The organism is Kitasatospora sp. NPDC057015 (assembly GCF_042673745.1).
GTDB lineage: Bacteria > Actinomycetota > Actinomycetes > Streptomycetales > Streptomycetaceae > Kitasatospora.
Genome location: NZ_JBHUSG010000012.1, coordinates 77,519 through 101,112, shown reverse-complemented (window position 1 = coordinate 101,112; position 23,594 = coordinate 77,519). Strand labels below are relative to the sequence as shown.

The 23,594-nt window shown below is 72.1% G+C and carries 18 protein-coding genes and 1 tRNA gene; 8 read left to right on the top strand and 11 right to left on the bottom strand.

All coding sequences use genetic code 11. From position 1 onward, the window contains the following. Window positions 1-345 precede the first annotated feature (345 nt). The 3 genes from ACFTWP_RS14680 to ACFTWP_RS14670 are packed head-to-tail and all read right to left on the bottom strand — an operon-like array spanning window position 346 to window position 3,825. Window positions 346-1,113 (bottom strand): hypothetical protein, encoded by a 768-nt coding sequence (locus ACFTWP_RS14680; protein WP_380264874.1) that lies wholly within the window; start codon window positions 1,111-1,113, stop codon window positions 346-348. Further along, on the bottom strand, window positions 1,100-2,728 hold the full coding sequence (locus ACFTWP_RS14675) for a VWA domain-containing protein (RefSeq protein WP_380264873.1): 1,629 nt from the start codon (window positions 2,726-2,728) through the stop codon (window positions 1,100-1,102). Before ACFTWP_RS14675 ends, ACFTWP_RS14680 begins: the two co-directional genes overlap by 14 nt. A 14-nt stretch (window positions 2,729-2,742) precedes the next feature. Next, window positions 2,743-3,825 (bottom strand): substrate-binding domain-containing protein, encoded by a 1,083-nt coding sequence (locus ACFTWP_RS14670; RefSeq protein ID WP_380264872.1) that lies wholly within the window; start codon window positions 3,823-3,825, stop codon window positions 2,743-2,745. A 273-nt stretch (window positions 3,826-4,098) separates the two neighbouring features. Between ACFTWP_RS14670 and pyk the strand changes: the two genes are divergently transcribed. After that, the gene (gene pyk / locus ACFTWP_RS14665; protein ID WP_380264871.1) at window positions 4,099-5,526 is read left to right on the top strand and encodes a pyruvate kinase; all 1,428 of its coding nucleotides are present in this window, start codon (window positions 4,099-4,101) and stop codon (window positions 5,524-5,526) included. Window positions 5,527-5,598: 72 nt separating this feature from the next. Here the strand turns inward: pyk and ACFTWP_RS14660 are convergent, their stop codons facing one another. Together ACFTWP_RS14660 and ACFTWP_RS14655 are read right to left on the bottom strand one after the other, a co-directional pair. Next, window positions 5,599-6,321: a transcriptional regulator gene (locus ACFTWP_RS14660; protein WP_380264870.1), complete on the bottom strand. Its 723-nt coding sequence runs from the start codon at window positions 6,319-6,321 to the stop codon at window positions 5,599-5,601. Between the two features lie 169 nt (window positions 6,322-6,490). Beyond that, window positions 6,491-6,564, bottom strand: a tRNA-Leu gene (locus ACFTWP_RS14655). 68 nt (window positions 6,565-6,632) lie between these two features. Between ACFTWP_RS14655 and ACFTWP_RS14650 the strand changes: the two genes are divergently transcribed. Next, window positions 6,633-7,322 carry an ANTAR domain-containing response regulator gene (locus ACFTWP_RS14650; protein WP_380264869.1) on the top strand — a complete coding sequence of 230 codons (690 nt, stop codon included), beginning with the start codon at window positions 6,633-6,635 and terminating at the stop codon, window positions 7,320-7,322. Between the two features lie 93 nt (window positions 7,323-7,415). On the opposite strand, the gene ACFTWP_RS14645 is transcribed toward ACFTWP_RS14650, so the two are convergent. From ACFTWP_RS14645 to ACFTWP_RS14620, 6 genes are all read right to left on the bottom strand, one after another. Next, on the bottom strand, window positions 7,416-8,132 hold the full coding sequence (locus ACFTWP_RS14645) for an ABC transporter ATP-binding protein (RefSeq protein ID WP_380264868.1): 717 nt from the start codon (window positions 8,130-8,132) through the stop codon (window positions 7,416-7,418). Further along, window positions 8,129-8,959: an ABC transporter ATP-binding protein gene (locus ACFTWP_RS14640; protein ID WP_380264974.1), complete on the bottom strand. Its 831-nt coding sequence runs from the start codon at window positions 8,957-8,959 to the stop codon at window positions 8,129-8,131. Before ACFTWP_RS14640 ends, ACFTWP_RS14645 begins: the two co-directional genes overlap by 4 nt. 8 nt (window positions 8,960-8,967) lie before the next feature. After that, window positions 8,968-10,785 carry a branched-chain amino acid ABC transporter permease gene (locus ACFTWP_RS14635; protein WP_380264867.1) on the bottom strand — a complete coding sequence of 606 codons (1,818 nt, stop codon included), beginning with the start codon at window positions 10,783-10,785 and terminating at the stop codon, window positions 8,968-8,970. A gap of 5 nt (window positions 10,786-10,790) precedes the next feature. Then, the gene (locus ACFTWP_RS14630) at window positions 10,791-11,720 is read right to left on the bottom strand and encodes a branched-chain amino acid ABC transporter permease (RefSeq protein ID WP_380264866.1); all 930 of its coding nucleotides are present in this window, start codon (window positions 11,718-11,720) and stop codon (window positions 10,791-10,793) included. 112 nt (window positions 11,721-11,832) lie between these two features. After that, on the bottom strand, window positions 11,833-13,062 hold the full coding sequence (locus ACFTWP_RS14625; RefSeq protein ID WP_380264865.1) for a branched-chain amino acid ABC transporter substrate-binding protein: 1,230 nt from the start codon (window positions 13,060-13,062) through the stop codon (window positions 11,833-11,835). Window positions 13,063-14,189: 1,127 nt separating this feature from the next. Continuing rightward, a complete protein-coding gene (locus ACFTWP_RS14620) occupies window positions 14,190-14,657 on the bottom strand; it encodes a PaaI family thioesterase (protein WP_380251181.1) in 468 nt (155 codons plus the stop codon). Window positions 14,658-14,912: 255 nt separating this feature from the next. Here ACFTWP_RS14620 and polA point away from each other — a divergent pair, with 255 nt between their 5' ends. From polA to ACFTWP_RS14590, 6 genes are all read left to right on the top strand, one after another. Then, window positions 14,913-17,600, top strand: a complete 2,688-nt coding sequence (gene polA, locus ACFTWP_RS14615) for a DNA polymerase I (protein WP_380264973.1) — start codon at window positions 14,913-14,915, stop codon at window positions 17,598-17,600. Between the two features lie 267 nt (window positions 17,601-17,867). Then, window positions 17,868-18,455: a DinB family protein gene (locus ACFTWP_RS14610; RefSeq protein WP_380264864.1), complete on the top strand. Its 588-nt coding sequence runs from the start codon at window positions 17,868-17,870 to the stop codon at window positions 18,453-18,455. A 727-nt stretch (window positions 18,456-19,182) separates the two neighbouring features. Continuing rightward, window positions 19,183-20,136, top strand: coding sequence for a streptomycin biosynthesis protein (locus tag ACFTWP_RS14605; RefSeq protein ID WP_380264863.1), 954 nt, complete (start codon window positions 19,183-19,185; stop codon window positions 20,134-20,136). Beyond that, entirely contained in the window at window positions 20,129-20,989 is an 861-nt protein-coding gene (locus tag ACFTWP_RS14600) for a thioesterase II family protein (protein WP_380264862.1), read from the top strand. The genes ACFTWP_RS14605 and ACFTWP_RS14600 overlap by 8 nt, the downstream gene beginning before the upstream one ends. Window positions 20,990-21,327: 338 nt before the next feature. Continuing rightward, a complete protein-coding gene (gene pdhA / locus ACFTWP_RS14595; RefSeq protein ID WP_380264972.1) occupies window positions 21,328-22,524 on the top strand; it encodes a pyruvate dehydrogenase (acetyl-transferring) E1 component subunit alpha in 1,197 nt (398 codons plus the stop codon). A gap of 1 nt (window position 22,525) precedes the next feature. Further along, window positions 22,526-23,542 carry an alpha-ketoacid dehydrogenase subunit beta gene (locus ACFTWP_RS14590; RefSeq protein WP_380264861.1) on the top strand — a complete coding sequence of 339 codons (1,017 nt, stop codon included), beginning with the start codon at window positions 22,526-22,528 and terminating at the stop codon, window positions 23,540-23,542. Window positions 23,543-23,594: the final 52 nt, after the last annotated feature.

Genomic DNA, 23,594 nt, shown 5'->3' with positions numbered 1-23,594 from the left:
CGGCCGTCAGCACCAGCACCGCCAGCCCGGCCAGCAGCGCGAGCCGCGCCGTCCGTCCCGACCGGCTCCGCGGCCCGAACCGCCTGCGCGGCCGGGTGGTGAACCGCGCGCGGCGATCCGCACCGGCGCCCCGCGCCGGACGGGCCGGGGTCTCGCTCCCACTCACCGCGGTGCATCCTCTCCGGCGCGGCTGGAGCCGCCGCCGGGTCCCAGCATCCCCGCCCCCGCCCGCGCCCACCAGGGACGATCGGCCGCCGAAGGGGCCGCGGACGCTGCCCCTTCGGGCAGCCGGACGGCGGGCGGGGCCCCAGGACCGGAGGAGGCCTCGCCCGCCGTACCCGGCCGCTACCCGAGAGCGGCCCTGATCCGGGCCACCTCGCGCCCCAGGGTCACCGCCGGGTCGACCGCGCCCGCCGCCCAGCGCTCCCACGCCCGGGCCCGCAGGTACCCGTCCACCGCCAGCGGCAGCTGCTCGCCCACCGCCCGCTCGGCGGCCCGCAGCGCCGCCTCCTCCCGGACGGACCCGGCCCGCCGGGCCAGCTCCGCCAACAGCTCGTCCACCCCGGCCGACCAGGGCAGGTCCGCGTCCGCCAGGTACGCCTCCAGCTCCGCGATTCCGGTCCGCAGCGCCGTCGCGTCCGGCCGGCCGGAACCCCGGCCCGCGTCCGGCCCCGCCACGGGACGGGCACCCCTCCCGCCACCGGCACCCGACCCCGTACCCGACCCGGAACCGGCACCCGACGCAGGCCCGGCACCCGAACCGCCCGTGCCCGCCACCGGATCGCCGCCCAGCGCCGCCGCCAGCTCGGCCTCCAGCTCCGGCGACAGCACCGACCCCGCGGCCGGACCCGAAGCCGACCCCGGCCCGCCGGCCCGCCCGGCACCCGCCCCGGCCGACAGCTCGCCGCCCGACAGCTCCCCGCCCGACCCACCGCGAGGCCCGGGCCCCGGCGCCAGCAGCGCCCCCACGCCGTACAGGCCCGCGACCACCCCCGGCCACCACGGCCCCGCCACCCCCGTGAAGTGCAGCACCAGACCGACCGCACCCCCCGCGCAGCCCGCCAGGTTCCGCGCCGACTCCAGATACGCCAGCAGCCGGTTACTGGTAGCCACGGATCTCCTCGAACGCGCCCTCCAGCGACCCCGTCCCGTCGAACAGCTTCCCGCCGGTCAGCTCCGAGATCCCCTGCAACTGCCCCTTCGCCGCGTCCCCGAACAGGATCGGGAACACCGGTACCGCCCGTCCCGACGCCGGCAGGCCCTGGTAGAAGGACTTGAAGTCCTCCGCCGACGCCCCCTCGTTGCTCTCCCCGTCCGTCATCAGCACGATCGAGGTGAACCGGTCGTCCTTCGCCGTCGACTGCTGGCGCTCGATCACCCGGTACGCCTCCTCCAGCGAGCTGTAGACCGCCGTACCGCCGTCCGCCGTCAGCGACCGCACGTCCCGTTCGATCGAGGCCAGCTCCGCCCCGGAGTTCTGCGGCGGTACCGAATGCGTCTTCGTCGACTTCACCTTCGACGCGAACGAGATCAGCGTGACCTCCTCCCGGTCCCGGAACCGCCGGGTGCCCAGGGTGTCGTCCGCCCCCGTCAACCGCGCCATCGCCGCCTTCAGCGAATCCAGCCGGCCCCCCGACATCGACCCCGAGGTGTCCAGCACGTACACCGTCCGCGACGGCCGCCGCAGCTCGTTCTGGTACGAGGCCAGCAACCCGTCCGCCACCGCCTTGCTCCCCGGGAACGGCAGCTCACGCCGCCGGTCCGCCGGCAACCCCGCCGCCGGAGCCACCCCGGGCGTCACCGGCCGGCGCGACGTCGTCTCCGAGATCCGCCGCTGCACGTCCTCCTGCAACAGGTACGCCGACAGCCGCTGGAACGACTCCCGCTCCCGCTGCCCCGCCGAGGCCAGCAACGCCAGCGGATAGTCCGCCGACACCACACCGTCCGCCGGACGGACCACGGTCAGCTGCGCCTCCGCCGGCAGCGTCCGGTTCAACGACAGCAGCACCGACTCGTAGTTCACCAGCGCCCCGATCCGGCCCGGCTCCGCCCGCCCGTACGCCTGCGCCAGCCACCCCGACGAGCCCGAGGTCAGCTTCTGCCCGGTGAAGAACTGCTTCAGCCCGGGCGTCGCCTTCTGCACGTCCGCATCGGTCAGCGCCGAACCGGCCCCCGACAACGCCGACGCCACCGCCACCAGCGTCGAGAAGCCCGAGTTCGACCTCGACGGATCCGACATCCCGTACGCCAGCCGGCCGGCCGAGGCCGCCTCCCCGATCTGCGCCCAGGTCACCTTCGAACCGTCGCCCCAGCCCAACTCGGCCAGCACCGAGGCCCGCACCCCCACCGCCACCGGCGAGACCATCACCGGCGTCTCGGTGGCGAGCCTCGCCTTCCCGCCGTCGTCCAGCCGCAGGTAGTGGTCCGAGGGGAACCACACCGCGTCGTACTTGCCGTCCGCCCGGCCCGAGGACACCGCGTCGGCGCCGTCCAACGACCCCGTCCAGGCGAACTGCACGCTCACGCCCGTCGCCTTCCTCGCCTCCTCCAGCACCGGCGCCATGTCCTGCAGCTCACTGCCGGCCAGCACCCGCAGCACACCCGCCTGCGCCGTCGGCGCCACCGGATCCCCCGACCGCGGCGCCGGCCCCGGCCCCGCCGAGGTGCAACCCGCCACCAGCACCGCCAGCCCCGCCAGCAGCACCCGCCCCGCCAACGACCTCTTCAACACCGCCACCCCCCTCACTTGCCCTTCGCCGTGTCGACCAACTGGTTCAGCACCTTCACCGCGGGCACCGGCGCCTGCTGGATGCCCGCCGCCGACAGGTCCGGGGCGAACACCGGTCCGGCCTTCGCGTTCAACGCCGCCCCGAACGCCGCGGGATCACCCTGCGGACGGAACCCGTACCGCACCGCCAGCGCCCGCAGCTTCGGATCGTCACGCAACAAGTCGGCCAGTTTCTTGCCGTTGCCGGTCAACCCCACCAGCGTGTGGTCACTCGAAACGGTGGTGTCCGGATACAGCACCACCAGATCCCCCGTCGGACGCCCCTGCGCCGTCAACGCCGCCACCTGCGACTCGTAGACCAGCACCAGCGGACTCCCCACGTTCGACAGGAAGTCCTTGAACGGCCCGTCGCTACTGGTCTTCTGGTCCCCCTGCATCGCGGTCACCTTGCGGACCACGTCCTTCACCCGGCCCACACCCGCGTCGTCCGACACCACCCGGCGCTCGTTCGCCAGGTACGACACCGCCGCCAGGTGCAGCGCACCCGAGGAGGACGTCCCCGGATCCGTCGTCGTGATGTACACCGCCCCGGCGAGCTCCGCGTGACCCGCCACGTCCTTCAGGTCCGACCAGTTCCGGTCCCGGCGCACCGCATCCAGATACTGATCCATCTTGAACGTCCACACACCGGACTCCGCCCTCGCCGCAAGCCCGTTGCTGCGCAGCACCTCGGCCACCGGCGCGTGCGCGATCACCACCAGCGGCGAGTAGAACGGACGCACCGGCTCACCCGCCACCTGGCGCTTCGCCCGGATCTCCTCCGCCGGCGACAGGCTGGCCGGGAACGCGAAGTCGTCGCCGGTCAGATCGGCGTCCGCCATCTGCCAGGACCCGGTGGTGATCGCGTCCACCCGCAGGTGCTGCGCCTTCAGCGCGGCGACCACCTCGGGGTCGGCGAAGAACTCCCGCTTCTCGGAGCCGATCACGCCCTTCACCACGGTGATCTGCCCGTCGTCCGTCGACGGTCGGTGCAGCACCGCGAACAGCACACCGCCCAGCAGTACCAGCGCGGCGAGCACGCCGCCCACACGTCTCATGGCGAACGCTTCCCCCTAGACCTCGCTGTGCGCGACCTTTCGGATCCGAAGCGTCCCGCCGGGCCGGAAGCACCGGCTGACGCGGGGGTGAACCGGGGGTGAACAAGCCTTCACGGAACGGCACCAGTCGCCCCCGATTCCGGCCGGCAACTCACCCTCACAGCAGCGGAAGTCACGTTGTGTCAGATTGTTCAACGAACCTTTCGACAACGGTCATAAGGGCGTCCGATGGAACGTCGTTGTTACGCACCGGTAATGCCTACGCTCAGCAGTATGCGCCGAGCAAAAATCGTCTGTACCCTCGGGCCCGCCACCGACTCGTACGACCAGATCAAGGCCCTGGTCGACGCCGGCATGGACATCGCCCGACTCAACCTGAGCCACGGCTCCCAGATCGAGCACGAGGAGCGCTACCGCCGGGTGCGCAAGGCCGCCGACGAGAGCGGCCGCAGCGTCGGCGTCCTCGCCGACCTTCAAGGCCCGAAGATCAGACTCGACACCTTCGCCGACGGTCCCGTACTTCTCGAACGCGGCGACGAGTTCACCATCACCACCGAGGACGTCGCCGGTGGCCGCGACATCTGCGGCACCACCTACAAGGGCCTCGCCGCCGACGTCTCCCGCGGCGAACGCATCCTCGTCGACGACGGCCGGGTCTGCCTCGAAGTCACCCGCGTCGACGGCCCCAGGGTCCACTGCACCGTCATCGAGGGCGGCCTGGTCTCCGACCACAAGGGCCTCAACCTCCCCGGCGTCGCCGTCTCCGTGCCCGCGCTCAGCGACAAGGACGTCGACGACCTGCGCTGGGCCCTGCGGACCGGCGCCGACCTCATCGCCCTCTCCTTCGTCCGCAGCGGCAGCGACATCGAGGAGGTCCACCGGGTGATGGAGGAGGAGGGCCGCTACCTCCCCGTCATCGCCAAGATCGAGAAGCCGCAGGCCGTCGAGAACCTCGCCGGCATCGTCGACGCCTTCGACGGCATCATGGTGGCGCGCGGAGACCTGGGCGTGGAGATGCCCCTCGAACAGGTCCCGCTCGTCCAGAAGCGCGCCGTCAAGCTCGCCAAGCGCAACGCCAAGCCGGTCATCGTCGCCACCCAGATGCTCGACTCGATGATCAACGCCTCCCGGCCCACCCGTGCCGAGGCCTCCGACGTCGCCAACGCCGTCCTCGACGGCACCGACGCGGTGATGCTCTCCGGCGAGACCTCGGTCGGCAAGTACCCCGTCGAGACCGTCCGCACCATGGCCCGCATCATCGAAGCCTCCGAGGAGGAGGGCATCGCCGCCGGCCTCCCGCCGCTGACCGCGAGCAACAAGCCGCGTACCCAGGGCGGCGCCGTCGCCCGCGCGGCCGCCGAGATCGGCGACTTCCTGAACGCCAAGTACCTGGTGGCGTTCACCCAGAGCGGCGACACCGCCCGCCGGCTCTCCCGCTACCGCTCGCCCATCCCCGTGCTCGCCTTCACCTACGAGCCGGCCGTCCGCAGCCAACTCGCCCTCACCTGGGGCATCGAGACCTTCCTCGGCCCCTTCGCCCCCACCACGGACGAGATGGTCGAGCAGGTCGACGCCGCCCTGATCGGCCTCGGCCGCTGCCAGAAGGGCGACATCGTCGTCATCACCGCCGGCTCCCCGCCCGGGCTCACCGGCTCCACCAACCTCGTCCGGGTCCACCACGTCGGGGAACTCGACAACTGAACGTCCGACCGGCCGTAACGGCGGCGCGGCCCCCGAGATGCCCGGGGGCCGCGCCGCCGTCGTCGTCCGGGGTCAGTGCTTGGGCCCGATGTGCTCGTCCATCAGGGCGACGGAGGCCCTGCGGGCGACGGAGACGTTGACGGCGCCGGCTGCCCGCTTCGTCGCCTTCCACTCGACGCCGACGGCGTCCAGCGTGTCGGTGAAGACGCGGATGATGTCGGTCGAGGTGTTGGTGAAGAAGTAGCGCGGGTACTCGTAGCGCTTCCGGGACCCCGCCACCGTCCTGGTGGTCCAGTTGGTGATCCGGCAGCCGTCGGAGTGGACCAGGCCGCGGAGCAGCTCCCACGGGTGCTCGTCGGCGATCCGCTGCTGCCAGGGTGCCAGGGCGATCCGGCGCAGGTGCTTCGGGCCGGGGCCGTGCTGGGGGAAGAGACAGGGCCAGTGCTTGCTCGTGCTCACCACGCTCGTGTAGCCACCGGCCCGGACCCGTTGCACCTTGTTCTGCGGCATCACGGCGGCGACGGCCCGTGCGCAGGCCTCGATCAGGCCGGGCCAGGCGTCGCCGCAGGCTATCCGGAGGGCGTGCACGCCGCGCCGGCCCTCGCTGATGCAGCCGTCGCCGAGGTAGAGGCCGAGCAGGTAGGCGTAGTCGGGTCGCGACAGGGTCGGGACCGGCTGGCCGTCGCGGACCGGGCATTGGGCGGTCTTCGACGGGCTCGGCGTGATGTCCGTCGTCCAGGCGCGGACGGAGAAGCGGGAGATGCCGGTGGCGCGGCTCACCTGGCTGAAGGTCATCCCGGAGTCGTGCAGGCTGACTGCTCGCCGCCGTGCGGCCATGTCGTACTTGGCGCCGAGCCTGCATGTCGCGGGGCCGTCGGACGGCCGAACACCGCGATCTCCATCCGAAGTGATGAAGATCGCCAACTGTTGGCCCGCTTGGCCTTCCTTCGAATCGAAGGAAAAGTACCCCGAGTGGGATTCGAACCCACGCTGGATGGTGTTTGAGACCATTGCCTCTAACCGCTGGGCTACCGGGGCATCGCTGAATCAAAGGTGTCCTTCGATCCCGCGGGTCTCAAACATACCGCGTCTAGGTAGGCTCATGCATGCAGCACCCCGCCGGACCGAGGAGCCCCGTGAGCACCGCCGACGAGCAGCCTGAGCCGCTTGAGACCTATTCGTCCCAGATCACCCGGATTGTCATCGCCGAGGACGAGGCGCTGATCCGCCTCGACCTGAAGGAGATGCTCGAAGAAGAGGGTTACGTCGTCGTCGGCGAGGCCGGGGACGGCGCGACGGCGCTGAAGCTGGTCGAGGAGCTCCGTCCCGACCTGGCGATCCTGGACGTCAAGATGCCCGTGCTGGACGGCCTGTCGGCCGCCGAGCAGATCCACGCCGCGCACCTGGCGCCCGTTCTGATGCTGACGGCGTTCTCGCAGCGCGAGCTGGTGGACCGGGCGCGGGACGCCGGCGCGATGGCGTACATCGTGAAGCCGTTCAGCAAGAGCGACCTGGTGCCCGCGATCGAGATGGCGGTCTCCCGCTACACCGAGATGCGGACGCTGGAGGAGGAGATCGCCGACCTCACCCAGCGCCTGGAGACCCGCAAGCTGGTGGACCGCGCGAAGAGCGTGCTGCAGACGAAGTTCGGGCTGACCGAGCCGGCTGCCTTCCGCTGGATCCAGAAGACCTCGATGGACCGCCGGATGACCATGGCCGCCGTTGCGGAGGCCGTGATCGAGGAGGGCGTCGCGCAGGACAAGAAGAAGGCCGAGGAGGCCGCCCCCGAGGCGTGATCCCGGTGTGCGCGGCGCGAGGATCCCGGCGCACGCGACGCGAAGGAGGCCCGGTCCGTCTGGACCGGGCCTCCTTCGCGTGCCGCCGGGGTGCTAGTCCTCGCCGAGGTAGGACTTGCGGACGGATTCGTCGTTCAGCAGGTCGGCGCCCGTGCCGGTGAGCACGATCTGGCCGGTCTGCATCACGTAGCCCTGGTCGGAGAGCGAGAGCGCCGCCTGGGCGTTCTGCTCGACGAGCAGGATGGTGGTGCCGGAGGCCTTGAGCTCGACGATGGTCGCCATGATCTTCTGCATCATCAGCGGGGAGAGGCCCATCGAGGGCTCGTCGAGCATCAGCAGCTTCGGCTGGGACATCAGGGCCCGGCCCATGGCGAGCATCTGCTGCTCGCCGCCGGACAGGGTGCCGGCGGCCTGCTTGCGGCGCTCGCCCAGGATCGGGAAGAGGCCGTAGGCGCGCTCGACGTCCGCCGTGATGCCCGCCTGGTCCTTGCGGAGGAAGGCGCCGAGGAGCAGGTTCTCCTCGATGGTCATCCGGGGGAAGATGTGCCGGCCCTCGGGGGAGTGGGCCAGGCCGAGCGAGACGATCTTGTGCGCCGGGACGGTGTTCAGCGGCTGCCCGTCGAACGTGACCGTGCCCGCGGTCGGCCGCAGCAGGCCGGACAGCGTGCGCAGCGTGGTCGTCTTGCCGGCGCCGTTGGTGCCGATGAGGGTGGTGACCTCACCCTGGTTGACGGTGAAGCTGATGCCCTTGACGGCTTCGATCTTGCCGTAGGAGACGCGGAGGTTCTGGACCTCGAGGAGCGCGGTCACTGGTCGGCCTCCGTGCTTGTCGCCGCGCCGGTGCCTTCGAGCGGTGCTCCGAGGTAGGCGGTGATGACGCGTTCGTCGTTCTGGACGGTCTCGCGGTCGCCTTCGACGATCTTCTGTCCCTGGACGAGGACGGCGGTGCGGTCGCAGAGGTTGAAGATGAACCGCATGTCGTGCTCGATGACCAGGATGGCGATGCCGCGGTCGCGGATGGCGAAGACGAGCTCCTCGGCGGCGCGGGTCTCCTGGGGGTTCATGCCGGCGGTGGGCTCGTCGAGGAGGAGCAGGCCCGGGTCGCTGGCGAGGGCGCGGGCGATCTCCAGCTTGCGCTGTTCGCCGTAGGGGAGGTTGCGGGCGAGGTGGTCGGCCTTGTTGGCGAGGCCGGTGAACTCCAGGAGTTCCATGGCCCGCTCGTGGCTCTCGGCCTCGGCGCGGCGGTAGCCGGGGCCGCGGAGGATGGCGGAGAAGAGGCCTTCCTTGGTGCGGCTGTGGCGGCCGACGAGGACGTTCTCCAGGACGGTCATGTTGGCGAAGAGCCGGATGTTCTGGAAGGTGCGGGCGATGCCGGCCTGGGTGACGCGGTGGGGCTTGGGGGGCAGTTGGGTGCCCTTGTAGCTGACGGTTCCCTCGGTGGGGACGTACAGCCCGGTGAGGCAGTTGAAGAAGGTGGTCTTGCCGGCGCCGTTGGGGCCGATGAGACCGATGATCTCGCCTTCGGAGACCGTGAGGTCGACGTTGTTGACGGCGGTGAGGCCGCCGAAGCGCATGGTGACGCCGCGGACGTCGAGGAGGGTGGTCCCGGTGGGGGCCGGGGCGGTGGTGGTGGTCATCTCGGTGTTCACGCCCCTGCCTTGGTGAGAGGTACGGCGTCCTCGGGTGCGGACTGCGCGGGGATCAGCGGCTCGTGGAACTCCAGCTTGTTGCGCCGGTTGGCGATCAGGCCCTCGGGGCGGATGCGCATCAGGATGATGAGCGCGACGCCGAAGGCGAGCAGCTGGTAGTTGGAGAGGAATTCGAGCTTCTTGGGGATGAGGAAGAGCAGGGTGGCGCCGACCAGGGGTCCGCTGATGGTGCCCATGCCGCCGAGGATGACGGCGGCGAGCAGGAAGGCGGAGTTGGGGGGCAGGGCCTCGGCGAAGGTGTACTGGTCGGGGGTGACCGTGTAGCTGACGTGGGCCTGGACGGTGCCGGCGAGGCCGGCGAGGCAGGCGCCGAGGGCGAAGGCGAGCAGCTTGAGGCGGAAGCCGTTGATGCCCATGGCCTCGGCGGCGGTCTCGTCCTCGCGGATGGCGACCCAGGCGCGTCCGATGCGGGAGTTGCCGACGCGGGCGAAGACCAGCACGACGAAGGCGGTGATGATGAGCATCAGCAGGTAGTAGTTGGAGAACCGGCCGAGCTCGATGCCGCCGACGAGGTGCTTCTTGCCGAGGTCGAAGCCCAGGATCTGCAGGTCGGGGATGCGGGGGATGCCGTTGGAGCCATTGGTGACGTTCGGTCCGGTGGTCCCGTTGAGGTTGTTCATGGTGATGCGGAAGATCTCGCCGAACCCGAGCGTGACGATGGCGAGGTAGTCGCCGCGCAGCCGCAGGGTGGGGGCGCCGATCAGGACGCCGAAGACCATGGCCGCCGCGGCGCCGGTGAGGGCGGCCGCCCAGAATGGGAAGGCGACGTGGATGGGCGAGGCGGGGGAGCCGGAGACCAGGGCGGCGGCGTAGGCGCCGACGCCGAGGAAGGCGACGTAGCCGAGGTCGAGCAGGCCGGCGAGGCCGACGACGATGTTCAGGCCCAGGGCGACGGTGGCGAAGATGAGGATGTTCGCCGCGACGGAGGTGTACTGGTCGCTGGTCTGGGTGAACGGGAAGCCGGCTGCGGCGGCGAAGGCGGCGCCGGTGGCGACCGGGCGGTGCTTGACGGTGAGGGCGCGCAGCCGGTCGAGCAGGCCGGACTTGGCGAGGGCCGTGACGGTGAAGCCGGCCAGGATGAGGTAGCCGGTGAAGAGCTCGCCGTACTCGGTGTCGATGCCGAAGGTGATCGCGAACAGGCCGACGGCGAAGGCGGCGATGATCAGCAGCACCTCGACCCAGGAGGGCAGTTCGCGGGCCGGGGCGAGCTTGCGCTCCACCTTGGCGAGGCGCAGGGTGCGGGTGGTGAGGTGGTAGACGGCGTAGCCGACGACGCCGGCGAGCAGCCACCAGTAGTTGGGCTTGTCGAGGCTGTCGGCGGTCCTGCGGTCGAGCGGGAGGCCGAGGGCGCCGGTGACGGCGAGCAGGGAGGTGAGGGCGGCGAGCCAGCCGCCGGGTTCGAGGTTGGCGAGGCCGCCGAGGTGGGCGGCGATGGCGATGACGGAGAACCAGCTGACGGCGGCGGTGCCGAGGGCGGCGAACAGGATGGCGTTGTTGCCGCCGGCGGGACTGGTCCAGCGCAGGCCGGGGATGCCGTACCGGGCGAGGGTGAGGACGAGGGTGACGAGGCCGCCGGTGAGGGTGAGCCACTGGAGGCCGGCGGGAGAGCCGTAGTACGTCAGGTCGCCGGGGAAGTCGGCGGTCCAGGTCCAGGCGGTGAGGGCGGTGCCGGCGGTGGCGAGGGCGGCGAGGGCGGTGAAGACCCGGGCGGCGCGCTCCGGTACGGGGATGACCGGGGTGGTTTCGGTGGTCATGGTGGTCACGCCCTGTCCGCGACGCGCTCGCCGAGCAGCCCTTGGGGCCTGACGAGGAGGACGACGATGAGGAGTACGAAGGCCCAGACGTCCTTCCAGGCGCCGCCACCGAAGAGGTGCATGCCGGGGATGTGCTGGATGTAGGCGGTGGCGAGGCCTTCGGCGAGGCCGAGGGCGAGGCCGCCGAGCATGGCGCCGTAGATGTTGCCGATGCCGCCGAGGACGGCCGCGGTGAAGGCCTTGAGGCCGAGGATGAAGCCCATCCGGAAGTCGACCTGGCCGGTGCGCAGGCCGTAGGCGACGGCGCCGACGGCGGCGAAGGCGGCGCCGATGGCGAAGGCCATGGTGATGACGCGGTCGGTGTCGATGCCCATGAGCTTGGCGGTGTCGGGGTCCTGGCTGGTGGCCTGCATGGCGCGCCCGGAGCGGGTGCGGGCGACGAACCAGCCGAGGATGAGCATGCAGATGGGGGCGGCGATGATCAGGAAGAGGTCGCTGCGCTGCACGGTGACGCCGAGGACGTCGAAGGGGTCGCCGGGGATCTTCGGGAAGACCCGGGCCTTCTTGGCGTCGGGGTAGAACGAGAAGACGAGCTGCTGGAGGACGATCGAGAGGCCGATCGCGGTGATCAGCGGTGCGAGGCGGGGCGCGTTGCGCAGTGGCCGGTAGGCGAAGCGCTCGGCGCCGACGGCGACCAGGGTGGAGACCAGGATGCCGGCGATCAGCATGAGGGGTACGGCAAGCCAGAGGGTGGTGCCGCCGGGCAGGGCGAGGTAGGCGGTCAGGGCGCCGAAGCCGCCGACCATGAAGATCTCGCCGTGGGCGAAGTTGATGAGCTGGACGATGCCGTAGACCATCGTGTAGCCGATCGCGACGAGTCCGTAGAGGGCGCCGAGGATCAGGCCGTTGGCCAGCTGTTGCGGTAGATCGTGCACCGCTGGGCCTCCGTTGTGCGTTGTCCGCGTGGGTGGTGGATGTGGGCGCGCGCGGGGGCACTCGTGGCGCCCCCGCGCGGGTGGTTCAGTTGGTACTGGCGGCTGGTGTGGGTCAGCCGCTGAAGGTGCCGGACTTCTCCACGGCCCACTTGCCGTCCTTGACGGCGTAGACGGTGAGCTGCTTGTTGGTGGTGTCGCCGTACTCGTCGAAGGAGACCTTGCCGGTCACGCCGTCGAAGGAGATCTTCTGGACGGCCTCGACGACCTTCTCGCGGGGCTTCTCCGGGAGCTTGCCGCCGTTGGCCGAGACGACGGCCTTGACGCCCTGGATGATGGCCCAGGCGCTGTCGTAGGAGTAGCCGCCGTAGGTCTCGTAGGCGTCCTTGTAGCCGGCTGCCTTGTAGTCGGCGATGAACTTCGCGGCGGTCGGGAGCGCCTCGACGGGCAGGCCGACGGCGGTGGCGAGGTCGCCCTGGCTCTTCGGGTTGAGCTTGATGAAGTCGCCGCTCTGGATGCCGTCGCCGCCCATGAGCGGGATGTTGGCGCCGGCGTCCTTCAGCTGGAGGGAGAGCGGGCCGGCGGCGGGGTACTCGCCGCCGTAGTAGACGGCCTCGGCGCCGGAGGCCTTGACCTTGGTGGCGATGGCGCTGAAGTCGCGGTCGTCGGGGTTGACGTGCTCCTCGCCGACGATGGTGCCGCCGAGCTTGGTGTACTCGCCCTTGAAGGTGGCGGCGAGGCCGGCGCCGTAGGTCTTCTGGTCGTCGATGAGGAAGACCTTGGTCTTCTTCGCGTCCTTGAAGAGGTACTGGGCGGCGAACGGGCCCTGCACGGCGTCGGTGGTGGCGGTGCGGAAGTAGGACTTGAAGGGGCGGGCCTTGGTGCCGGTGGCCCACTTCTCGCCCTGGGTGAGGGCGACGCCGGTGTTGGCGGGGGAGATCTCGACGAGGTTGGCGTCGTTGAAGATCTGCTGCATCGACTGGGCGACGCTGGAGTTGAGCGGGCCGACGACGCCGATCACCGAGTTGTCGGCGACGAGCTGGGTGGCGTTCTGCTGGCCGGGGGCCGGCTTGGCCGTGTCGTCGAGGGCCTTGATCTGGAACTTGACGCCGGGGACCTCGTTCTTGTCGTTGGCCTGCTTGATGGCGAGGTCGACGGAGTTCTTGATCCCGAGGCCGAGGGCGGAGAGGTCGCCGGTGAGCGGGGCGTCCACGCCGATGGTGACGGTGACGGAGCCACCGCCGGCGGTGTCGCCGGCCTTCTTCTCGTCGCGGGAGCCGCAGGCGGAGAGGCTGAGCGCTCCGATGACGGCGATGCTCACGACAAGCGCTGAACGATGACGCACGAGGGTCCCCTTCTGTCAGGAAGCACGGCGCCAGAGGTGGCGGGTGCCGGGTCGCGCGCTGGGGCTCAGGCCCAATCAGGTGGCGCGGTGACTGGCCGTGACTCTAGATGCCCGTGGGCGCCTCGTGGAGGGGTGTGGGCAGGCTGTGATTCTCTTGTTATGAGCCCTGCCGGTTCCTGTCTCAGGATGTGGCAGTTGTTGCCGGGTCGAGCCGGTGCTACCCGGGGGTATCTCGGACCGCGGTCGGATGTAAGGCCCAGAAGTGCAGGTGACTGCTGGTGTGTTCGTTTACCGGACATCACCGTCCGGGATTATCGGCCCGGGCGCTGATGTCCGGATATCGGACAGCGGGTGGCTCGGGCGCAGGTTTTCGCTAGGGTCGGCGGTACGCCGGGGGGCGAGCTCCCGTCGAGACGTCTGCATTGCTCCCGTGTTACGCAGCGTTACATCAAACGGCGGAATCCCCGCGTCCGCAGGTGCTGCGGGGCCGTCGGCGTCCACCCGGCGGACCTCCCGGCCCCGGGCGCCCTCCCGCGGTGGGGTCGAATCCGGCCGGATCGCCGCCGGCCGCGCCGGCGGGGCGCCGGCGGGAGTCGGCGGGTGCCCCGGATCCGGCCGCCGGACGTCGGTGATCTCGTACGCAGGCGCGCCGACGGCCGCGGCCGGTTGCCGCGGGGCGAGGGTGCGCGGCGTCCGTATCGGCCCGGTCTCCCCGTCCGCAGCGGTCGGTGCGGGCCGCCGCGGGGTGTGGCCGGTCGCCGTGGGCGCCGGTCGGCCCGGCGCGGCGGCCGCGCCCGGCCGCGCGGCGGGTGACCCGCGGGAGTGACGCTTCGTCAGGGTGTGGCGCGGTCGCGGCGATCCGCTGGGCGGACGCGCCGGTGTCCGGGTGTCCGGATGCCGGTGCGGGCGGCCCGGTGCGGATCCGTCGGCGGGCCCGGTGCCCGCCTCGCGCGGACCCGCGGGGCCGGCCGCCGGGCGGCCCGGGGCACGTCGGCGCGCCGCACCGTGCTCGGGCCCTGTGCCGGACATGCCGCCGCCCCCCTGTCTGGACCAAGGGCCTGCCCAGGCGGGGCAGTTGTCAAACACCTCGGTCGAACAGGAGGGCGGATGATCCCGGTGGTACCGGTCTACAGGTCGCGCAGCATGCAGGTCAGCCGGCAGCTGGTGATCCGCCGGCCGGTGTCGTCGGTGATCGCGATCTCGTAGGTCGCGGCCGTCCGCCCCTTGAAGACCGCCGTGGCCACGCCGGTGACCAGCCCGGAGGTGGCCGAGCGGTGGTGGGTGGCGTTCAGGTCCACGCCGACCGCGTAGCGGCCCGGCCCGGCGTGCAGCATCGCGCCGATCGAACCCAGCGTCTCGGCCAGCGCGGCCGAGGCGCCGCCGTGCAGCAGCCCGTACGGCTGCTGGTTGCCCTCGACCGGCATGGTGCCGACCACGCGGTCCCCGGAGGCCTCGACGACCTTGATGCCGAGCCGGTCGCCGAGGTGGCCGCCGGAGAAGGTGGAGGGGTCGACGCCGAGCTTGGCGAAGTGGTCCAGGACGTCCTGCGGGACGTCCAGGACGGGGGCCGCGTCGGTGGGGGCCGCGTCGGTCATGGGAGCTCCTGCCGGTCAGGGGTCACGTCATCGTGCTGCTGTGATCGTACGACCGCGCTACCCGGGAGTAGTGGTCGCGTCGGCGGGTGGCGCGGCGCCCCGCGGCCGCCCTCGCCCTCGCGTCCGATGTCGGCGCCGGGCCATAGGATCGGTGACCGGCAGTGGAATCGGCAGGAACGGGACGTTGACGTGGCTACGCAGAGTACGGGTAAGGGCGCGACGGGTGGCGGCGAGGCCGGCCGGCGGCCCCGGCTGATGCTGCTCGACGGGCATTCGATGGCCTACCGGGCCTTCTACGCGCTGCCCGTGGAGAACTTCAACACCTCCACCGGCCAGCCCACGAACGCGGTGTACGGCTTCGCCTCGATGCTCGCCAACACCGTGCGCGACGAGCGGCCGACCCACCTCGCGGTGGCCTTCGACCTCTCCCGGCAGACCTTCCGCTCGGCCGAGTTCCCCGACTACAAGGCGAACCGGGCCAAGACGCCGGACGAGTTCAAGGGCCAGGTCGGCCTGATCGGCGAGCTGCTCGACGCGATGAACGTCCCCCGGATGACGGTCGAGAACTTCGAGGCCGACGACATCATCGCCACCCTCGCCACCGCCGCCGCGGCCGAGGGCTTCGACGTCGACATCGTCACCGGCGACCGCGACTCGCTCCAGCTGGTCAGCGAGCGCGTCACCGTGCTCTACCCGACCAAGGGCGTCTCCGAGCTCACCCGCTACACCCCCGAGAAGGTCGCCGAGAAGTACGGCGTCACGCCCACCCAGTACCCGGACCTCGCCGCCCTGCGCGGGGACCCGTCGGACAACCTGCCCGGCATCCCCGGCGTCGGCGAGAAGACGGCCGCGAAGTGGGTCAACCAGTTCGGCTCCTTCGACGAGTTGATCGCCAACGCCGACCAGGTCAAGGGCAAGATCGGCGAGAAGCTGCGCGAGCACCTCGACTCGGTCAAGCGCAACCGCGTGCTCACCGAGCTGGTCCGCGACGTCGAACTCCCGCTCACCGTCGCCGACCTGCAGCGCACCGCCTTCGACCGCGAGGCCGTCGGCCAGCTGATGGAGTCGCTGGAGTTCCGCAACAGCAACTTCCGCGACCGGATCTTCGGCATCGACCCCGGCGCGGAGCAGGAGGCCGCCGAGGCCGAGGTCGCCCCGGGCATCGAGGTGGACGGCGACCTGCTCACCGGGCCCGGCGAGCTGGCCGGCTGGCTCGCCGAGCACGCCGCGGGCACCGCGGACCCGGTCGCGCTGGCCGCCGTCTACCGGTGGGGCCTGGGCGAGGGCAGCGTCCAGGAGGTCGCGCTCGCCGCCGGCGAGGCCGCCGCCTGGTTCGACCCGGCGACGCTCGGCGAGGAGGACGACCGGGCGTTCGCCGCCTGGCTGGCCGACCCGCGGCGCCCCAAGGCCCTGCACATCGCCAAGCAGGTGATGCGGGCCTTCGCCGAACAGGGCTGGGAGGTCGCCGGCGTGGTCGCCGACACCGCCCTGGCCGCCTACCTGGAGAAGCCGGGCCGGCGCACCTTCACCCTGGAGGTGCTGGCCGAGGAGTACCTCTCCCGCTCGCTGGCCCCGGCCGCCGCCGCCGAGTCCGGCCAGCTCAGCTTCGACGCGCCGGAGGAGGACGCCACGGCCGGCGCCCGCGCGCTGATGGTCCAGGCCCGTACCGTCCTCGACCTCGCCGCCCTGTTCGGCCCGCGCCTCGCCGAGGCCGGCGCGACCGAGCTGCTGCGGGACATGGAGCTCCCGATCGCGGCCCTGCTGGCCCGGATGGAGCGCACCGGCATCGCCGCCGACCGGGCCTGGCTGACCGGCCTGGAGTCGCAGTTCGCCGCCGAGATCCAGCGGGTGGTGGAGGAGGCGCACGCCGCCGCCGGGCACGAGTTCAACCTCGGTTCGCCCAAGCAGCTCCAGGAGATCCTCTTCGGCGAACTGGCGCTGCCCAAGACCAAGAAGATCAAGACCGGCTACACCACCGACGCCGACGCCCTCGGCTGGCTCGCCACCCAGACGGACAACGAGCTGCCGGTCATCCTGCTCCGCCACCGCGACCAGGCCAAGTTGCGCACCACCGTCGAGGGCCTGCTCAAGACGGTCTCGCCGCAGGGCCGGATCCACACCACCTTCAACCAGATGGTCGCCGCCACCGGCCGGCTCTCCTCGCAGGACCCGAACCTGCAGAACATCCCCGTCCGCACCGAGGAGGGCCGCGCGATCCGCCGCGCCTTCGTGGTCGGCGAGGGGTACGAGTCGCTGCTGACGGCCGACTACTCCCAGATCGAGCTGCGCATCATGGCGCACCTCTCCGAGGACGAGGCCCTGCTGGAGGCGTTCGCCGGCGGCGAGGACCTGCACACCACGGTCGCCTCCCAGGTCTTCTCGGTGGAGCCGGCCGCGGTCGACGCCGAGATGCGGCGCAAGATCAAGGCGATGTCGTACGGCCTCGCCTACGGGCTCTCCGCCTACGGCCTGTCCCAGCAGCTCGGGATCAAGCCCGGCGAGGCGCAGGGTCTGATGGACACCTACTTCGAGCGCTTCGGCGGCGTCCGCGACTACCTGCAGCGGGTGGTGGAGGAGGCCCGCGCCACCGGTTACACCCAGACGCTGCTCGGCCGCCGCCGGCACCTGCCCGACCTCAACAGCGACAACCGCCAGCGCCGCGAGATGGCCGAGCGGATGGCCCTCAACGCCCCGATCCAGGGGTCGGCCGCCGACATCGTCAAGATCGCCATGCTGAAGGTGGACGACGCGCTGAGGGCGGCGGGGCTGACCTCCCGGATGCTGCTCCAGGTGCACGACGAAATCGTCCTGGAGCTGGCGCCCGGCGAGCGCGGGCAGGTCGAGGCGATCGTCCGCGAGCAGATGGCCGGCGCCTACCCGCTGCGGGCCCCGCTGGACGTCTCGGTCGGCGTCGGCCCCAACTGGGAGAGCGCCGCGCACTGACGCGTCGCGGGGCGGCGGGCCGTTCGCCGCCCCGCCGGCCGGCCCCGGGGCGTCCGTCGCCGCCGGGGCCCGGCCCGGCCGGGCATGCCGCGCGTGCGTTCCCGCGGGCGTGCGGGCCGGCGACGGCCGACACCCGTGCGCCAGTCTGCCCAGTATCTGAAAAAACTTGCAGCAAGTTTCTGAAATTCATTGCCGTCACCATTGACCCGCAGGTCGCCGCCACGGGAGAGTCTCGTCACCACCCCTCGTACGGAAGGTGCCACCCCCATGCCCGGACTCGCTCCGCCGGTCGCCGACGAGCGCACCGCCCTGCTCGCCTTCCTCGCCCAGCAGCGGCAGTTGCTGCGCGTCCCCGCGCACGGCCTGACCGAGGAGCAGGGATGGGCGACGCCGTCCGCCAGCGAGCTCAGCATCGCCGGCCTGCTCAAGCACGCCGCCCGCTGCGAACGCGGGTGGATGGACCTCGTCCTGCGGCGCGCCGAGGCGCCACGGCGGACGGCCGAGGAGTCGGACGCCCCCGAGTTCCTGCCCGAGCCGGGCGAGACCCTGGCCGGACTGCTCGCCGACTACGAGCGGGCCTGCGCCGAGACCGACGCGACCGTCGCCGGGGTCGCCGACCTCGGTCAGGGCGTTCCCGTCCCCCGGGGGGTGCCGTGGTTCCCCGCCGAGATCGAGGAGTGGTCGGTGCGCTGGGTGCTGCTGCACCTGATCGAGGAGACCGCCCGGCACGGCGGGCACGCCGACATCATCCGCGAGACGCTCGACGGCGCCACCCTCTACCCGCTGCTCGCCGCGGCCGAGCAGTGGCCCGACCCCTGGTTCCAGCCCTGGGAGCCGGCCGCCGCGCCGGTCTGAGCGGGCGCGGTCCGGCCCGGTCCGGGAGGGTGGGGATCCCCCTCCCGGGCCGACGGTCGGTCAGATGCCCCGGGCGCGGCGGCCGGTGGCCGCAGGCGCCCCCGCTGCGCGGTCGCCTCCCGACCGTGCGCCCTCCGGCCCGCCGCGTGTCCGTGCGGCCCGCGGTACGCCCTTCCTGCTCGCCGTGCGCCCCTTCGGTCCGCCGTGTCGTCCCCCGCCGGCCGTCCGCACCCTCGGGCCCGCCGTGGCGCCCTCCCGGGGCCGCCCTGCCCTCCGCCGGCCCCTCGTGCCCCGCGTCCAACCCCCGCGTCCAACCCCCGCGTCCGCCTGGTCCGGGCCGTGCGGACCCCCGCGCCGGGTTCGGCCGGCCGCCTTCGCCCGCCCCTGCGCCGCCGCTCCGCTGCCCCCGTGCCCTCCCGGGGACGCCCCGGGGCTTCGCCCGTGGCCGCGTCCTGCCTGCTCAGCGAGGCCGGGGAGTCTTCTGGCATATGCGGGCCAATGTAACGTTCCGGCCATAAATAAACCTTCGCGAAGGTATGAATAGTGGGATACGATCGATCTGCTTGGTCCGGCCGGCCATCCGCGCGCACGCCCCTGCCTGCGGAGGAACCGGAGACTGCATCTTGGGGGAAAGATGAGCGTTCAGACCGAATCCGCCGCCCCGGCGGCCCCACCATGGCCCGCGGAGGAGGCCTTAGGCGAAGGCCACTGGCCCAGTCTGTCGGCGGTGGAGATCGTCCCGGTGGGATCGCTGCTCCCCGCCGACTCACCCCGGAGCGAGGGCGAGGACGTCTCGTACGCGCAGCTCCTCGCGCACTCCGGGGCGACCCTGCCGCCGATCATCGTCCACCGGCCCACCATGCGGGTGGTGGACGGCATGCACCGCCTGCGGGCGGCCGTCGCCCGCGGGGAGGAGGTGATCCGGGCCCGCTACTTCGAAGGGGCCGCGCGGGACGCCTTCCTGATCGCGGTACGGGAGAACACCGCGCACGGCCTGCCGCTGTCGCTGAGCGACCGAAGAGCGGCCGCGGTACGCATCATCGGCTCACACGGACACTGGTCGGATCGGGCGATCGCGGGGGTCGTCGGACTGTCTGCCAGGACGGTGAGCGAGATCCGCCGGGTCACCCCGGACGAAACCACCCAACCTACCGCCCGACTGGGGCGGGACGGAAAGCTCCGCCCGGTGAACAGTTCCCAGGGGCGGATCCTGGCGGGCCGGCTGATCGCCGAGATGCCCGGTGCCTCGCTGCGGCAGATCGCGCAGATCGCCAAGATCTCCCCGGGGACGGTGCGGGACGTACGGGCCCGGCTGAGCCGGGGCGAGGACCCGGTGCCGGACGCCGTCCGGCGCACCATGGACAGCGTGGAGGTGCGCCCGCAGTCGGTCCAGCGGTCCGCCTCGGTGCCGCGCCCGGTGGCGGAGGCCAAGGAGCCGCCGGAGCCCGCGGGCAACCCGCTGGTGATGCTGGGCGCCCTGCTGAAGGACCCGTCGCTCAAGTACGTGGAACACGGCCGCTTCCTGCTGCGCCTGCTCGGCGCCAACGCCCTTCCGCCGGACCGCTGGGAGGAGATGATCGAGGTCGTCCCGGAGCACTCCGCCGCACTGGTCAGCCAGGTGGCACGAGGGTACGCGGGGGCCTGGCTGCGGTTCGCCGAGGGGCTGGAGCGCAATGGCTGACCGGACCGGCGCCCGCCCGGCGGCGGTCGGGTCCGTCACGGTCGGGTCCGTGGTGGTCGGGGGCGAGGTGGCCGGACCGGACGGCGAGCGGCCCGCCACCAAGTTGCGCCTGTTCGGATTCCACCACGCCGGCGGCGCTCCCGCCGCGTTCACCGGCTGGCAGCGCGCGCTGGGCCCGGCGGTCGAGGTGGTGCCGGTCACCCTCCCGGGGCGTGGCGCCCGGGGCTGGTCCCGCCGCCACGAGGACCTGCCGGCGCTCGCCGAGGCGGTGGCCCGCGAACTCGGCCCGCGACTGGCCGCACCGCACGTCTTCTACGGTCACAGCATGGGGGCGCTGGTCGCCCACCGGCTCGCCCTGCTGCGGGCCGCGCGCGGCCTGCGCCTTCCCGAGCGGCTGCTGGTGGGCGCCGCCGCCGCACCCCACCTGGGGCGCGGGACGGCCCGGGCGCACGGGCTAGCCGATGCCGAACTGGCCGACTGGCTGGTCGGGTTGTCCGCGCGGCCGGGTGCGGTCGCGGCCCACTTCGAGGACACCGACCGGCTGCCCGGCGTCCTCGCCCTGCTCAGGGAGGACCTGCGACTGTGCACCACGGCGGGCCCGGGCGGGCCCGCCCGGCCCGTGCCCCTGCCGTGTCCGATCGACGTGTTCGCCGGCGAGCGCGACCCGCTGGTGCCGGTGCGGGACGCGGCACGGTGGAGTTCGTACTCCAGCTCCGAGGACTGCACGCTCCGGGTGATAGCGGGCGGGCACTTCTTTCCCCGGGAGTCCCGGGAGCCCTTCTTCCGGGCGCTCCGGTCCGCTCTCCCGGATCTGCGTTCAACCGCCGAATCCGAGCAGTTGCACGGGCATTGAACAGACTGGATATTGGCGACGACGTGCGGTGATACTGCCGGTGTGGGGCCGGGCCGACTTCCGCTTCGCGTGTTCTCCGACGACGAACAGAACTCCTCGGCGGGAATGTCCGGCCCGCCGCGCGGCACCGCGCGGCGGCATTCCGGTCCGCCGCATCCCATCGGGCGCACCCACATCGCCGTGGCCGCGCCGCCGCATTCACGTCACCGCGTCCACGACACCGCATTCACGACATCGCATTCACATCACCGCGTCCACATCACTGCATTCACATCACCGCGCCCACGTCGCCGTCACCGCCTCTCGCCGGCCTCGTTCGCGCCGCGGCACGCGCAGTGCTGAACCGCAGCACCACGCCGCAGATCACAGCGCCGGGCCACGGCGCAGAAGGGGGATGTGCGTTGTCCGCACAGAGCCGGAAGAGAGCGAAGGGCGGCGGAGCCGGGCACCGGTGCGAGCCGGCGCCGACGGAGTTCGTGCAACTGCTGACGCCGGACGGCGAGCGGGTGCCGCACCCGGACTACGACATCGAGCTGACACCGGAGGAACTCCGCGGGCTCTACCGGGACATGGTCCTGGCGCGCCGGGCGGACGGCGAGGGCGTCACCCTCCAGCGTCAGGGCGAACTGGGCCTGTGGCCCTCGCTGTTGGGGCAGGAGGCCGCCCAGGTCGGCTCGGCCCGCGCGCTGCGCGCCGACGACCACGTCTTCCCGAGCTACCGCGACCACGGGGTCGCGCTCTGCCGCGGCGTCGACCTGCTGGACATCCTGCGGATGTTCCGGGGCGCCACCAACGGCGGTTGGGATCCCGCGGAGCACAACTTCCACCTCTACACGCTGGTGATCGGCTCCCAGGTGCTGCACGCCACCGGCTACGCGATGGGGGTGGCGTACGACGGCGCCGAGACCGCCGTCATCGCGTACTTCGGCGACGGCGCGACCAGCCAGGGGGACGTCAGCGAGGCGTTCAACTTCGCGGCGGTCTACAACGCGCCGGTGGTCTTCTTCTGCCAGAACAACCAGTGGGCGATCTCGGAGCCGACCGAACGCCAGAGCCGGGTACCGCTCTACCGGCGCGCGGCCGGCTTCGGCTTCCCCGGCGTACGCGTGGACGGCAACGACGTGCTGGCCTGCCTGGCGGTCACCCGGGAGGCGCTGGACCGTGCCCGCCGCGGCCAGGGGCCGATGCTGGTCGAGGCGTTCACCTACCGGATGGGCGCCCACACCACGTCCGACGACCCGACCCGCTACCGCGAGTCGGCCGAGGTCGAGGAGTGGGCGGGCCGGGACCCGATCGCGCGGGTCCGCCGGTACCTGGCCGGGAACGGCTGGGCCGACGACGCCTGGTTCGCCGAGGTGGACGCGGAGGGCGAACGGCTCGCCCGCGGCCTGCGCGACAGCGTGCGCGCCATGCCGGACCCGGACCTCGGTGAGTTCTTCGACGCCACCTACGCGGGCGAGCACGCCCTCGCGGCCGAGGAACGCGACTGGTACCGGGCCCACCAGGCCTCGTTCGCCGATGCGGAGGTGCACTGAGATGACGGCCCTGCCCGTACCGGCCGACGGCCCGGCCCCCTCCGTACGGACCCTCACCGTCGCCAAGGCGATCAACGAATCGCTGCGCGGCGCGATGGCCGCCGACCCCCGGGTCGTCCTGATGGGTGAGGACATCGGCAGGCTCGGCGGCGTCTTCCGGGTGACCGACGGCCTGCAGAAGGACTTCGGCGAGCACCGGGTGCTGGACACCCCGCTCGCCGAGTCCGGGATCGTCGGCACCGCGATCGGCCTCGCGCTGCGCGGCTACCGCCCGGTGGTGGAGATCCAGTTCGACGGCTTCGTCTTCCCCGCGTACGACCAGATCGTCACCCAGCTGGCGAAGATGCGGGCCCGGGCCGGCGGCCGGTTCGGCCTGCCGGTGGTCCTCCGGATCCCCTACGGCGGCGGCATCGGCGCGGTCGAGCACCACAGCGAGTCGCCGGAGGCCCTGTTCGCCCACGTCGCCGGCCTGCGGGTGGTGACCCCGTCCAACGCCCGTGACGCGTACGGGATGCTGCGCGCGGCGATCGACTGCCCCGACCCGGTGATCTTCCTGGAGCCCAAGCGGCGCTACTACGACAAGGGCGAGGTCGACACCGGCGCGGCCGCCGAACCGCTGCACGCCGCGCGGGTGGTGCGCCCCGGCCGGGACGCCACCCTCGTCGGCTACGGCCCGACCGTGCGCTCCTGCCTGGAGGCAGCGGCCGTCGCGGCGGAGGAGGGCACCAGCCTGGAGGTCGTCGACCTGCGTTCGGTCTCCCCGATCGACTTCGACACCGTGGAGGCCTCGGTGGCCCGGACCGGGCGGCTCGTGGTGGTGCACGAGGCGCCGGTCTTCTTCGGTGCCGGCGCCGAGATCGCCGCCCGGATCACCGAGCGCTGCTTCCACCGGCTCGAAGCGCCCGTCCTGCGGGTCGGCGGCTACCACATGCCGTACCCGCCGTCGCGCACCGAGCGCGACTACCTGCCCGACCTCGACCGCATCCTGGACGCCGCCGAGCGCGCCCTGGCCTTCTGAGACAAGGAATCGGACAACACGCCGTGACCATCCAGCGCTTCCGTGACTTCAA